This window comes from Nonlabens sp. (genome assembly GCF_051251825.1).
In the GTDB taxonomy this organism is placed as follows: domain Bacteria; phylum Bacteroidota; class Bacteroidia; order Flavobacteriales; family Flavobacteriaceae; genus Nonlabens.
In genome coordinates this window covers 56,666-70,158 of the sequence record NZ_JBPOGG010000005.1, presented here as the reverse complement: position 1 = coordinate 70,158, position 13,493 = coordinate 56,666, and the positions used below count along the sequence as shown (strand labels likewise).

Annotated in this window: 12 protein-coding genes; all 12 read left to right on the top strand. The window is 36.3% G+C overall.

Annotated elements, in window-relative coordinates; genetic code table 11:
* Positions 1–828: a twin-arginine translocase subunit TatC gene (tatC, locus tag ACSHWW_RS07950; RefSeq protein WP_435681905.1), complete on the top strand. Its 828-nt coding sequence runs from the start codon at positions 1–3 to the stop codon at positions 826–828.
* 4 nt (positions 829–832) lie between these two features.
* Positions 833–1,177: a carboxymuconolactone decarboxylase family protein gene (locus ACSHWW_RS07945; protein ID WP_435681904.1), complete on the top strand. Its 345-nt coding sequence runs from the start codon at positions 833–835 to the stop codon at positions 1,175–1,177.
* A gap of 332 nt (positions 1,178–1,509) precedes the next feature.
* Positions 1,510–2,082 carry a cob(I)yrinic acid a,c-diamide adenosyltransferase gene (locus tag ACSHWW_RS07940; protein ID WP_435681903.1) on the top strand — a complete coding sequence of 191 codons (573 nt, stop codon included), beginning with the start codon at positions 1,510–1,512 and terminating at the stop codon, positions 2,080–2,082.
* 151 nt (positions 2,083–2,233) lie between these two features.
* The gene (locus ACSHWW_RS07935; RefSeq protein WP_036581376.1) at positions 2,234–2,455 is read left to right on the top strand and encodes a DUF2795 domain-containing protein; all 222 of its coding nucleotides are present in this window, start codon (positions 2,234–2,236) and stop codon (positions 2,453–2,455) included.
* Positions 2,456–2,575: 120 nt separating this feature from the next.
* Positions 2,576–5,974 carry a preprotein translocase subunit SecA gene (secA, locus tag ACSHWW_RS07930; RefSeq protein WP_435681902.1) on the top strand — a complete coding sequence of 1,133 codons (3,399 nt, stop codon included), beginning with the start codon at positions 2,576–2,578 and terminating at the stop codon, positions 5,972–5,974.
* Between the two features lie 418 nt (positions 5,975–6,392).
* Positions 6,393–6,764 (top strand): endonuclease domain-containing protein, encoded by a 372-nt coding sequence (locus tag ACSHWW_RS07925; protein WP_435681901.1) that lies wholly within the window; start codon positions 6,393–6,395, stop codon positions 6,762–6,764.
* A 386-nt stretch (positions 6,765–7,150) separates the two neighbouring features.
* Positions 7,151–7,570 carry a hypothetical protein gene (locus ACSHWW_RS07920; RefSeq protein ID WP_435681900.1) on the top strand — a complete coding sequence of 140 codons (420 nt, stop codon included), beginning with the start codon at positions 7,151–7,153 and terminating at the stop codon, positions 7,568–7,570.
* On the top strand, positions 7,571–8,587 hold the full coding sequence (meaB, locus tag ACSHWW_RS07915; protein WP_435681899.1) for a methylmalonyl Co-A mutase-associated GTPase MeaB: 1,017 nt from the start codon (positions 7,571–7,573) through the stop codon (positions 8,585–8,587).
* 63 nt (positions 8,588–8,650) lie between these two features.
* Complete coding sequence (locus ACSHWW_RS07910) at positions 8,651–9,574, top strand: DUF2971 domain-containing protein (protein ID WP_435681898.1); 924 nt, start codon at positions 8,651–8,653, stop codon at positions 9,572–9,574.
* Positions 9,575–9,638: 64 nt separating this feature from the next.
* The gene (locus ACSHWW_RS07905; protein WP_435681897.1) at positions 9,639–10,661 is read left to right on the top strand and encodes a DUF4365 domain-containing protein; all 1,023 of its coding nucleotides are present in this window, start codon (positions 9,639–9,641) and stop codon (positions 10,659–10,661) included.
* Between the two features lie 65 nt (positions 10,662–10,726).
* Positions 10,727–12,580 carry a M1 family metallopeptidase gene (locus ACSHWW_RS07900; protein ID WP_435681896.1) on the top strand — a complete coding sequence of 618 codons (1,854 nt, stop codon included), beginning with the start codon at positions 10,727–10,729 and terminating at the stop codon, positions 12,578–12,580.
* A gap of 76 nt (positions 12,581–12,656) precedes the next feature.
* A complete protein-coding gene (locus ACSHWW_RS07895) occupies positions 12,657–13,391 on the top strand; it encodes a flavodoxin family protein (protein WP_435681895.1) in 735 nt (244 codons plus the stop codon).
* Positions 13,392–13,493: the final 102 nt, after the last annotated feature.

Below are 13,493 nucleotides of genomic sequence, written 5' to 3'. Positions count from 1 at the left end.
ATGGCACGTAAAAAGGCAGACCCTAATAATATGTCATTTCTGGACCACGTAGAAGAGCTGCGCTGGTCATTAATACGTTCTATAATTGGTATATTAATAGGAGCTATAATTGCTTTTATTTTTACTGAATTTATTTTTGACACCATCATTTTTGGTCCTAAGAGCAAAGACTTTATTACCTATGGTGCTTTATGCGATGTAGGTAGATTTATAGGCGTAGAAAGTGAGTTTTGTGATCCTCAACTAGATTTCATGCCACAATCACGTAAAATGTCTGATTTATTCAGTGCTCACGTGTGGACTTCTATAACTGTAGGTTTTGTTGCTGCCTTCCCATGGATTCTATGGCAATTCTGGAGATTTATTTCACCAGGACTTAAAGCAAACGAACGTAAATATTCTAGCGGTTTTATAATCGTGAGCTCGCTGTTGTTTTTTGCAGGAGTTGTTTTTGGATACTTTTTAATTGCTCCTTTATCAGTACATTTCTTAGCAACTTATGACCTGAGTGAAGGAATTAAATTTGAACCAGACTTACAAAGTTACATTGCTCTAGTACGCGCCAGTGTTCTTGCCAGTGGTTTAATGTTTGAACTTCCAGTAATTGTATACTTCCTTACTAAGATAGGTTTGTGCACACCACAAGCTATGAGAAAATATCGCAAATATGCACTGGTTCTTATTCTTATCGTAGCCGCTCTTATAACACCACCAGATATACAGAGTCAAGTAATAGTTGCTATACCTGTGTTAATTTTATATGAGCTCAGTATTTTTATATCGATGTTTGTACTCCGCAAAAAACGCAAAGAACAATTAGCAGCATAACCCTATGAGTAATATAGTAGAGGAATTTAATGAGTATCGTGAAAAAATGAACGGTGCCATTCTTGAGGATAATAATAAAATTATCAAACGCATTTTCAATCTGGACACAAACGCTTTTGCAGAAGGTGCCCTTGATAAAAAAACTAAAGAATTGCTAGGTCTAGTAGCAAGTACTGTGCTGCGATGTGACGACTGTGTAAAATATCATCTTGAAGCAAGCCACAAAGCTGGTTTAACTAAAGAAGAAGTTGTAGAAGCTCTTTCTATTGCTACGCTTGTAGGTGGAACGATCGTTATTCCTCATTTACGCCGTGCATATGAGTACTGGGATGCGGTGGAAAAAGCGTAAGTCTTTAGTCTTTTAGTCTTCAGTCCTCAGTCATTTTCTTGAGCAAGCATTTAATTAGTAGTTGTAAGCCGTCAGCTTTAGGTTAATTCTTCCCTTTGGGAAGATGTATACAGAACAGATGGGATTTTTAAGAGTACTGTTTTATATTTGAATAAAAACAGCTGTTATGCTTTTATGGGGTAGCCTTGGATTCGGTGGAATATTCTTTTTTATATGGTTGAATAATCATCAACGAAGTAAACGAGTAGAAAAAAGAAAAAGTTATCGTGGTAACTTAAAATCGAGACTTAAAGAAAATCGAAAGCAAACAGAAAATTAACATACCTAAACCTATGAAAATATACACAAAGACAGGAGACGCAGGAACTACAGCATTATTTGGTGGAACACGTGTTCCTAAACATAATTTGCGCATAGATAGTTATGGAACTGTAGATGAATTGAACTCTTGGATAGGTTTAGTAAGAGATCAACCGGTAAATGAGCACACTAAAAAGGTTTTAATTGATATTCAAGATCATTTATTCATTGCAGGTGCCATACTGGCAACAGACCCAGAAAAAGCCATCCTTAAAAACGGGAAAGAACGTCTCAATATCTCTAAATTAGACGACGAAAAAATCACGATGCTAGAAAACGAAATGGACGCTATGGAGCAGGAACTGCCGCCTATGACTCATTTTATTCTACCTGGAGGCAATCAATCTGTGTCATTCTGTCACATTTCACGTACCGTTTGCCGTCGTGCAGAACGTATTGCAGCCGAGTTACACGCACAATCTCCTATTGATCAACAAGTATTGAAGTACTTGAATAGACTTTCTGACTACCTTTTTGTCTTGGCACGTAAATTGTCACAAGACTTACAAGCAGAAGAAATCAAATGGATCCCAAAAAAGTATTAAAAACGTGGGGCAACTGAGGAGTATTTTCAGCAAAAACAATTTGATTTCTAAAGGCTCATACGCTCTTTAAAATCTTGATATCATTAATTCAAAAATAACTTGTGTAGTTTCACGATAAGTTTATTTTTGCAAAAATTAAAACGGTAAAATTATGTACTGGACATTAGAACTAGCATCTTATTTAAGTGACGCACCTTGGCCTGCTGAGAAAGACGAACTTATTGATTACGCTATTCGCACAGGTGCACCTCTGGAAGTAGTTGAAAATCTTCAAGCAATTGAAGATGAAGGAGAGATGTACGACTCTATTGAAGAGATCTGGCCTGACTACCCTACAGACGACGACTACCTCTGGAATGAGGACGAATATTAATAGCGATAATCGCTGCATAAAAAGTCTCGTAAGAGGCTTTTTTTTTGCTTTAATTTTTTGATATTGCAACTGGAACGTGTGTTTTCATAAACCACTATAAACCAATTAAATAACCACATAATGGGACTATTAGATTCCGTACTCAAAGTATTTGTAGGCGACAAGACCAAAAAAGACATTAAAGAAATTCAACCTTTAGTTGATCAAACTTTAATTCTAGGTCCAGCTATTGAAAGCCTTTCTATAGACGAGCTACGTCATAAAACCGTAGAGTTTAAAGATAAAATCGCTTTCGCGAAAGCGGACACAGTAGCAAAAATAACTGCTCTTAAAGAACAAGCAGAGAACGAAGAAGATATCGATAAGCGTGAGGATATCTACAATGAAATCGACAAGCTAGAAGATGTTGCATACGAGCAAGGTGAAGTTGCCTTAAACGAATTACTTCCTGAAGCGTTTGCAGTAATGAAAGAAACGGCAAAACGTTTTTTCCATAATAGCGCCATAAAAGTGGAAGCTACAGAACAAGACCGTATCTTATCTGCTACTAAAGATTATGTAAGCCTTGAAGGTGATCACGCCATCTGGCAAAACTCATGGGATGCCGCTGGTAAACCTATCGTTTGGGACATGATTCACTATGATGTGCAACTCATAGGTGGAGCTGCTTTACACCAAGGGAAAATTGCTGAGATGCAAACTGGTGAAGGAAAAACACTCGTTGCAACGCTGCCAGTTTACTTAAATGCATTATCTGGAAATGGTGTTCACGTAGTAACTGTAAATGATTACCTCGCAAAACGTGATGGTGCGTGGATAGGACCATTATTTGAATTTCACGGTTTAACAATCGACTGTATTGATTACCACAAGCCTAACTCTGAAGAACGTAGAGCTGCTTATAATGCAGATATCACTTACGGTACTAATAACGAATTTGGTTTTGACTACCTGCGTGATAACATGGCGCACAGTCCTAAAGACTTAGTGCAACGCAAGCACAATTACGCAATTATTGATGAGACAGATTCTGTTCTTATTGATGACGCTCGTACTCCATTAATTATCTCTGGTCCAGTACCACAAGGAGATCGTCAGGAATTTGATGTATTGAAAGCTCCTGTTGAAAACATAGTTCAAGCACAGCGTACTGAGCTTATTAAAACTCTTGCCCTTGCAAAAAAACTGATTGCAGATGGTGATCAAAAAGAAGGAGGAAAAGAATTACTACGCGTCTTTAGAGGTTTACCTAAAAATAAAGCACTGATTAAATTCTTAAGTGAAGAAGGAATTAAAACCCTACTTCAAAAAACTGAGAATTTCTACATGCAGGATAACAATCGTGAAATGCCTAAAATTGATGAGGCACTTTACTTTGTTATCGATGAAAAAAATAACCAAGTAGAACTTACTGACAAAGGTATTGAGTACATCTCTGGTGCTGATGATCCTAACTTCTTTGTAATGCCAGAAATGGGATTAGAAATAGGTAAGATTGAAAAATCAGGATTGAGCGTTGAAGAACAGGCTGAGGCTAAGGAAGAGCTATTCCGTGAGTTCTCTGTAAAATCTGAACGTGTTCATACCTTGAATCAATTACTGAAAGCATATACTTTATTTGAAAAAGATACAGAGTATGTAGTTCAAGCGCATGAAAAACGCACTCCTCAAGGTGTTGTGCAAGAAATGCAAGTAATGATTGTAGATGAGCAAACTGGTCGTATTATGGATGGACGTCGTTATAGCGATGGACTTCACCAAGCGATTGAGGCTAAGGAGAATGTAAAAATTCAGGACGCTACTCAAACATTTGCAACGATTACTTTACAGAATTACTTCCGTATGTATCGCAAGCTGTCTGGTATGACAGGTACTGCAGTTACAGAGGCTGGAGAATTCTGGGAAATATACAAACTAGACGTAGTAGAAATACCTACTAACAGACCTATTGCTCGTGATGATCGTCAAGATTTAGTTTACAGAACAAAACGTGAAAAATATAATGCAGTTATTGAAGAAGTAACTCGTTTAAAACAAGCTGGTCGTCCTGTTTTGATAGGAACAACTTCTGTAGAAATCTCTGAGATTTTAAGTAGAACATTACAACGTGCAGGAATAGATCATAACGTACTGAATGCAAAGCAACACAAACGTGAGGCAGAGATTGTAGCACAAGCTGGTGATCCTGGACAAATTACCATTGCCACAAACATGGCAGGTCGTGGAACAGATATTAAATTATCTGACGAGGTAAAAGCCGCTGGCGGACTAGCTATTATAGGAACAGAACGTCATGATTCACGTCGTGTAGATAGACAGTTACGTGGTCGTGCTGGTCGTCAAGGAGATCCAGGTAGCTCACAGTTTTATGTAGCACTTGATGATAACTTGATGCGTTTGTTCGGTTCTGAGCGTATGGCAAAAACCATGGATAAACTAGGAATGAAAGAAGGTGAAGTGATTCAGCATTCTATGATTTCTAAATCTATTGAACGAGCACAAAAGAAAGTAGAAGAAAACGCATTTGGTGTACGTAAGCGACTGCTAGAATATGATGATGTCATGAACGCGCAACGTGAAGTAATTTATAAACGTCGTTATAATGCATTATTTGGAGATCGCCTTGCGGTAGATATCGCAAACATGATTTATGATATTGCCGAGGTCGTTACTGAAAGCAATAAACAAGCACAGGATTATAAGAATTTTGAGTTTGAAATCATGCGTTATTTCTCCATGACGAGCCCAATTTCTGAATCAGAATTTGGTTCTAAGAGTGAACAACAAATCACAGGAGAAATTTATAAAGCAGCTTACCAGCATTATAAAGAAAAAATGGAACGCTCTGCTGCAGAGGTGTATCCGGTAATTAAGAATGTATATGAAAATGACGAGCGCCAGTACAAGCGCATCGCCGTTCCATTTACTGATGGTCTTAAAACCTTAAATGTTTCTACAGATCTTGAAGAAGCTTATACAAGTGAAGGAAAGTCACTTGTACTTGACTTTGAAAAGAACATTACTCTTGCTATCATAGATGACGCATGGAAAACACACTTGCGTAAAATGGATGAGTTGAAGCAAAGTGTTCAACTTGCCGTTCACGAGCAGAAAGATCCACTACTCATCTATAAGTTTGAAGCATTTGAGCTTTTCAAAAAGATGGTAGATAAGGTAAATAAAGAAGTGATCAGCTTTATGTTTAAAGGAGATTTACCTTCTCGAGATACCACAGCCATTCAAGAGGCTCAACAGCGCAAAGTTGAAAAGACGACTACTCAAAAAGAAGAAGTTTTAAATAGTGATGAGCGCGCGGCACAAAACCGTGCCGTAGGTGCTGGAGCAAGTAGCGCAGGACAACGTCCACCAGTTACTGAGACCATTACACGTGACCAACCTAAAATAGGTCGTAATGATAAGGTCACTATTAAAAATATAATGACCGGCGAGACTAAAGAAACTAAGTATAAGTCTGCTCTACCTTTAATTAATAAAGGAGAATGGGTTCTGGAACGATAGTATTTTAATCACGCTATTGCGAAAAGATAATTTCAAAAATGCCTTACTCAATAGTAAGGCATTTTTTGTTTTACCTTTTTAAATCCAACCTCACAGGTCTTGAAGACCTGTGAGGTTTTGCTTATCAAAATATATTAAACATTCTTACAACCGTTTTATACCATGCCAACACCAATATTAAGGTTCTCGAAATGCGGACTTCGAGAACCTCAGTCCTCAATCAATAGTTTTTTACTAATATGCAAAGTTTAACTTTCGGCATGTTTGGGTGAACGATTAGATTTTAAAAACCAAATCAAAAAAGGCTCCTTTCCTTAGAAAAGGAAAGGTGGGCAAATTGTAGCGCAGCGTAAATTTGGTCGGAAAGGTTGAAAACACAAATATTATTCAAATCACCAATTTTAATTATCTTCAAATTATGAATCGCCGCAAACCTATCCATAACCTGAGAAATCTACAAAGGAACCGTAAAGGTCTAAGAAAAAGTCTTACTCCAGCTGAAGCTTTTTTATGGAATGAATTAAAATCTCAGAAGTTTCATGGTATAAAGTTTAGGAGACAACATTCTATTAAATACTACATCGTTGATTTTTATTGTGCTCAGCACAAATTGATCATAGAGTTAGACGGAGATTATCATGATGAGACAGAACAGCAAAATAAAGATGAATTAAGAGATAAGGAACTCAGTGAAATGGATTTGACTGTATTAAGATATGAGAACAACTATGTTTTTGAAGAGTTAGAGCATGTTTTAGGAGATATTAAGAAACATTGTAAGTTAGAATAGAATTTTGAGTATTAAATCAGCATTTTTCAACCACTCCTGATTTGCAGCAAAGCTGCTAAATCTGTCCTCGCCTTTTCTAAGGCGAGAAGCTTTTCATTCTAGATTGTAAAAGCTCCTTGCCTCAGATGAGGAAAGGTGGGCAAAGTAAGCGACAGCGAACTTTGGTCGGAAAGGTTGAAGATCTATAAAGATTATAATAACATCAAGGTATTTCAACCACTCCTGATATTACTTCGGCAAGCGAAGTATCATCTGTCCTCGCCTATTCTTAGGCGAAGAGCTTTTAAATGACGTAAAGGAGTCAACCTCACAGGTTTTGGAAACCTGTGAGGTTTGACTGGAGTAACAACTATTATTACTATTTTTAAATCCTAAAACCAATTATCATGAACCCAATATTAAGAAACATCATCGCAGTAATCGTAGGGATTTTAGTCGGTGGATTTGTAAACATATCATTAGTAGAAACTGGAAACGCCGTATTTCCTATAGAAGGATACGACATCACTACACCTGAAGGATTAAAAGGAGCTATTTCTCAATTTGAATTTAAGAATTACATTTTTCCATTTTTAGGACATGCGATTGGAACCTTAATAGGTGCCATGGTAGCTGGTATTATTGCTGCAACTCATAAAATGAAATTTGCCATGGCTATAGGATTCTTCTTTTTACTAGGTGGAATAATCATGGTGGTTTCCTATCCTGGAGCAATGTGGTTCAACGTAGCAGATCTATTACTAGCTTACATCCCTATGGCATGGATTGGCGGTAAAATTGCAACCTGTAAAACTCCAAAATCATAATTGGACTCAAAATCTCATATCAACCCTAAGGCAAGACGCAATAAGGAAACTCTAAATATAAGTCAGCTTTTCAACGACCTGAAAGCTGGACAAGTTAGTGCGTTAAGTCGTGCGATAACTCTTGTGGAGAGTACTGCTGGTAGTGATGCCGCTTTCGCGAAAGCGTTAATTCAACAAGCCCTACCCGAGTCAGGTAAGTCTTTTAGACTAGGAATCACTGGAGTGCCAGGCGTGGGAAAATCGACATTCATTGAAGCATTAGGTAAACAATTAATAGCAAGTGGCAAGAAAGTAGCCGTACTCGCCATAGATCCATCGAGCAACATCTCACGAGGAAGTATTTTGGGAGATAAAACACGCATGGAAGAACTCGTCAAAAGCGACCAAGCCTTCATAAGACCTAGCCCAGCAGGAACAACCTTAGGTGGCGTGGCACGTAAAACCAGAGAAGCAATCATTTTATGTGAAGCCGCAGGATACGATTTTATCATCGTAGAGACCGTAGGTGTAGGACAAAGCGAGACTGCGGTCCACTCCATGACCGACTTTTTCTTACTACTCAAACTCGCTGGTGCTGGAGATGATCTTCAAGGAATCAAACGCGGCATCATGGAAATGGCCGATGCTATTATCATCAATAAAGCCGATGGTGATAACCAACTCGCCGCAAAACATGCCCGACGCGAGTTCAAAAACGCCGTGCACCTCATGCCACAAAAAGATCACGGCTGGCCTACCCAAGTACTTACTTGTAGCGGTTTGAATGGCATAGGCATTACGGAAGTTATTGAAGAAATTAACAACTACAAAGCTCACGCCACCACAAATCAAAGCTTTACCCAAAAACGCCACGCACAAGAACTCTACTGGTTCCATCAAACCGTAGAAGACGCCATTAAAACCAACTTCTATAACCGACCAGAAGTGATCGAAAAATTGGTTGTTTTAGAAAAAGAAGTGTTGAGTAAAAAGAAAAGTCCTTTTGATGCGGCTGGGGAATTGTTGGGGTTAAAATAAAAAAGCTATTATAAATAATAATATTAAAACCACTTCTTTGATTAGTGATTAAAATTTTGAGAATTGATACGAAATTTAAGGTTAAATAAGTTTTTAAGAGAGCATAACATTTCATTAAATCGATTTGGTGAAATTGCAAACTATCTAAATTTAAAAATAGAATTAAGACCTACCACAAAACTTGACGGAGATACAGTTGCCTTTATTGAAAGTTATTTAAAATTAATTGACAGCGAGAAATATTTGTTAGATAATAAAAATAGTTTTGATTATTCAAGATCAACAGAAGGTGTTCTTTTGAGATTACGCAAACAAAAAGTTCAACCTCAAACGATATTTAAATACTATTCGAATGACGAAAAGGGTTTAAATCTAGATGCTCTGAAAAATAAGTATTTATACTATAGCAGTTTTAAATCATTTAATGATCCCTTTGATTGTAACATTAATTTAGTTTCGTTTAAAAAAAACGGTAAATTTAAAAAGACTAATAAGAAAAAGAAAGAGTTATTCAAAAACAGACTTGATAATATTGGGATTTGTTGCTTTACGACTAAGAAAGATTCAATATTAATGTGGTCGCATTACTCCAATAGTCATAAAGGTTATTGTTTAGAGTTTATAAAAAAAGAGGAAGAACTATATCCAGTGAATTATATCAAAGATTTTAATAAAACAAATTACTATGATAATGTTAAGGATTCAGAATTTCATTTAACGTATAGTAAGTCAGAAGAATGGAGTTACGAAAATGAGTACAGATCGATTGTAGATAATATTGACCCTACTAATCCAAGTTCTAGAAAAAGAAAATATTCTCCAAATAGATTAAAATCAGTCTATTTTGGAGTAAATACAAGTGATAAACTAAAAATAAAAATAATTGAAATACTTAGAGAAAACTATATAAATTTTAAAGAAATAGAATTATACGAGAATCATCTAATGGAGAACTCATTCGGTATCGAATCTGTAAAAATTAATTAGAGCTCAATCAACGTTATAATAATTATATTTTGAAACTTAAATCATATTGTTTTAATTACAGATCATGAGATACAACAAAATAGAAAGAATTGGAGTAAATGCCGCTGAGAGTATCTTCATTAATGATTTTGATTGGATTTTCAGAGTCCAAGATGCCGTTGACGTAGGAATTGATGCTTTTGTAGAACAGTCAGTAAATGGCGATCCAAAAGGAAAATTCATTGCACTACAAATTAAAAGTGGAAAAGGTAACTTCCATGTTTCAAAGAATAGTTTAACCTATTACATTTCGAATATACATTATAACTATTGGTTAAATTTTGACATACCTGTTATTATAATAGCGCACTTACCGGAAAATAAAAAAACATATTGGCAAGAAATTTCAAAAGTTAAAATTGAGAAAATTAAGAAAAGTTGGAAACTAGTGATCCCATATGAAAACTTACTAAATTATAAATCTAAATCTGTTTTAACGAAGCTACTTTCAAATAAGAGAAAAGAATACCAATCAATTAAAATTTTCCAAGGGAAACAAATCGATGAAAGAAGTTTGTATCATCTTTCAGAAAAAACTAAATGTATAGCAGATGCAAATGAGTCAACTTCTAGAATGGTAAATATGATAGAAGAAATGGGTGAGAAAACTAGAGATTGTGGTGAAAAAGTAAAACATTTTAATAAATCGGGACAATCTATAAAATCGCCAGAAGCAGAAGCTGTAATTTGGAGATTTGCAAAAGATATAATGATTTTGTCTAAAAGAATGGATAATGAAAACCAAATTTTTACTGAGTCATTTACTGAAGGATTGTTCGCGTATGAGCAAATTTTAAAAATACATAAAAATATGAATGGGAATGACAATGAGGTTTACTTCTCTAAAGAATTATTGAATAGTATTCCGAGTTCAATTAACCAAGCTATATCTGGTGTTAATTATTTAAAACAATCGACAGAAAAACTTCCTGATGATTTTGAGCCGTTAAAACAGGCCAAATACATTATGATAGAGGTACTTGACAATTATATTTCTGATTATGAAGATGCTAAAAAAATGGTTATAGAATTATCAAACTCTATTTAATCCATTGAACAATCCTTCCCATTCCATTACCCTTTTCTTACTTTAGCAACTCCAAAATAACCCAAATGAAAAAGGCACTATTTCTAGTTCTTACCAGTATATTGACATTAATCAGCTGTCAAGAAAACAAAGAATCTAAACAAGAAAACACAAAAACTTACCTAGAAGAATCCCATTCCTACGCACAACCTAATGATGCGGTAATTACACACTTAAACCTAGACATCGACGTAGATTTTGACACACAAGTAATTAGCGGTGTGGCAACGTATGATATCGTAAATAACAGCAGTTCATTCATAATTCTAGATACCAAATTCCTAGAAATTGAAGAAGTAACAGCTGATGGTAAGGAAGTAGGTTTCTATCTAGGCACAATGGATGAATCCTTAGGGCAACCATTAACTATTGAAATTAAAGAAGACACTAAAAAAATAGCCATTACTTATAAAACCACAGCACAAACTGAAGCGCTACAATGGCTCACCGCTCAACAAACTGCTGAAAAAACCAATCCTTTTCTATTTACACAAGGTCAAGCGATATTGACTCGTACCTGGATTCCTATTCAGGATAGTCCGCAAATAAGGATTACTTATGATGCGACTGTAAAAGTACCGTCAAACCTCATGGCAGTAATGAGTGCTGAGAATCCTAAAGAGAAAAATGCTTCTGGAGTTTATAACTTCAAGATGAAACAGCCTATTCCAGCTTATTTGATAGCGCTGGCAGTAGGAGATATTGAATACAAAGCGATCAGCGACCGCACTGGTGTCTATGCAGAAAAATCTATGCTGGATAAAGTTCATGAGGAATTCTCAGACATGGAAAAAATGGTTGTTGCTGCCGAGGATTTATATGGAGAGTACGACTGGGAACAGTTTGATGTGATTGTGTTGCCACCTAGTTTTCCTTTTGGCGGTATGGAGAATCCGCGGTTGACCTTTGCGACTCCTACGGTTATTGCTGGAGATAAAAGCTTGACATCACTTGTGGCTCACGAGTTGGCTCATTCATGGTCTGGAAATTTAGTGACAAATGCGACTTGGAACGACTTCTGGCTCAATGAAGGTTTCACAGTGTATTTTGAAATCAGAATCATGGAAGCTCTTTATGGAAAAGAACGTGCAAATATGCTAGCCTTAATAGGTCGTCAAGATCTAGATGATGAATTAGAAGGAATGAAAGAAACTCCTAATGACACCAAATTAAAACTAGATTTAAAAGGTCGTAATCCAGATGATGGTATGAACAGCATCGCTTATGATAAAGGATATTTGTTTTTGCGCACGCTAGAAGAAAAAGTAGGTCGTGAAAAAATGGATGCCTTTCTAAAATCTTACTTCAATAAAAATGCTTTTTCTACAACAAATACGGAGGATTTCATCACTTATCTCAACGAGAATTTGCTAGAAAAAAACAACATCACTTTTAATACAGAGGAATGGATTTATGAACCTGGAGTTCCCGATAATGCAGCGATTATAAAATCAAACGCATTCACAAACGTGGAGAAAACCTTGCAATCATTTATTGAGACCAACAAAATTGACGTCGCAGCAACGCAAAACTGGACACCTCAAGAATGGGTACATTTCGTTCGCAATTTTCCAGAGGACATTTCGGTGGATCAAATGCAACAACTAGATGATACCTTTGACTTCACTAATTCCACTAACTCTTACATCACTATGGTTTGGTACGAGCAAGCTATTTTGAACAACTATCATGGTAACAACGTAGATGCGAAAATTGCTGAGTTCTTGAATACCGTAGGACGTCGCTGGTATGTAACGACTTTATTTAACGCTTTCGCGAAAGCGAATAGAACAGACGAAGCACTAAAAATATACAAAACCGCTCGCGGGAATTATCACTCAGTCACAGCAAATACGGTGGATGAGATGCTAGGATTGTAAATCTAAATTTTAAGATAGTCTTAATCAATCATGGATAGCAGATTTTGTATTTTAAACAAAATCAAACAACTATACCATGGAAAAGCCAAATTTTAGTGATCTAAAAGTAATTTACATCAACTGTACTCTTAAAAAGTCACCCGACAAGAGTCATACTTCCACGCTCATGGATGTCTCAAAGGAAATCATGAGAAAGGAAAATGTTACAATAGATGAAATACGGCTGATAGATCATCAAGTGGCCAGCGGTGTGTATCCAGACATGACTGAACATGGCTGGAAAAAGGATGAGTGGCCATCTATTTCTAAAAGAATCATGGACGCAGATATCCTCATCGTGGGAACTCCTATATGGCTAGGAGAAAAATCAAGCGAAGCACAAAAACTTATCGAGCGACTCTATGCCATGAGTGGTAAAACCAACGATAAAGGTCAGTACTACTATTATGGTAAAGTAGCCGGTTGTATGATTACCGGTAATGAAGATGGAGTCAAGCACTGTGCGATGGGAATATTATACTCGTTGCAGCACGTAGGATACTCTATCCCGCCGCAAGCAGATTGTGGATGGTTAGGTAAAGTAGGTCCTGGACCTAGTTATGGAGATACAGAATGGAAAGGTGAAAAACTAGATGAACCAGTAGGTTTTGACAGTGATTTCACAAATAGAAACACAACCTTTATGACTTATAATTTACTGCATCTAGCCGCTATGCTCAAAAAGAATAATGGTTATCCTAGCTATGGAAATTCACGTGAAGAATGGGACGATGGAAAACGATGGGAATTTGAAAATCCTGAGTATCGCTAGATTGTTTTTTGAGATATCTCATGCTTTTTAATCGTGTATTTTTTGAATACTGATTTATTATAGAAACCCTGAATTTGAATTATATTGCTTTTAAAACACTCG

What these genes read in the sequence shown, in the direction of transcription:
- ACSHWW_RS07945 (WP_435681904.1), top strand. Translation starts at nt 833, where the DNA reads ATGAGTAATATAGTAGAGGAATTTAATGAGTATCGTGAAAAAATGAAC.
- ACSHWW_RS07940 (WP_435681903.1), top strand. Translation starts at nt 1,510, where the DNA reads ATGAAAATATACACAAAGACAGGAGACGCAGGAACTACAGCATTATTT.
- ACSHWW_RS07920 (WP_435681900.1), top strand. Translation starts at nt 7,151, where the DNA reads ATGAACCCAATATTAAGAAACATCATCGCAGTAATCGTAGGGATTTTA.
- ACSHWW_RS07905 (WP_435681897.1), top strand. Translation starts at nt 9,639, where the DNA reads ATGAGATACAACAAAATAGAAAGAATTGGAGTAAATGCCGCTGAGAGT.
- secA (WP_435681902.1), top strand. Translation starts at nt 2,576, where the DNA reads ATGGGACTATTAGATTCCGTACTCAAAGTATTTGTAGGCGACAAGACC.
- ACSHWW_RS07895 (WP_435681895.1), top strand. Translation starts at nt 12,657, where the DNA reads ATGGAAAAGCCAAATTTTAGTGATCTAAAAGTAATTTACATCAACTGT.
- tatC (WP_435681905.1), top strand. Translation starts at nt 1, where the DNA reads ATGGCACGTAAAAAGGCAGACCCTAATAATATGTCATTTCTGGACCAC.
- ACSHWW_RS07935 (WP_036581376.1), top strand. Translation starts at nt 2,234, where the DNA reads ATGTACTGGACATTAGAACTAGCATCTTATTTAAGTGACGCACCTTGG.
- ACSHWW_RS07900 (WP_435681896.1), top strand. Translation starts at nt 10,727, where the DNA reads ATGAAAAAGGCACTATTTCTAGTTCTTACCAGTATATTGACATTAATC.
- ACSHWW_RS07925 (WP_435681901.1), top strand. Translation starts at nt 6,393, where the DNA reads ATGAATCGCCGCAAACCTATCCATAACCTGAGAAATCTACAAAGGAAC.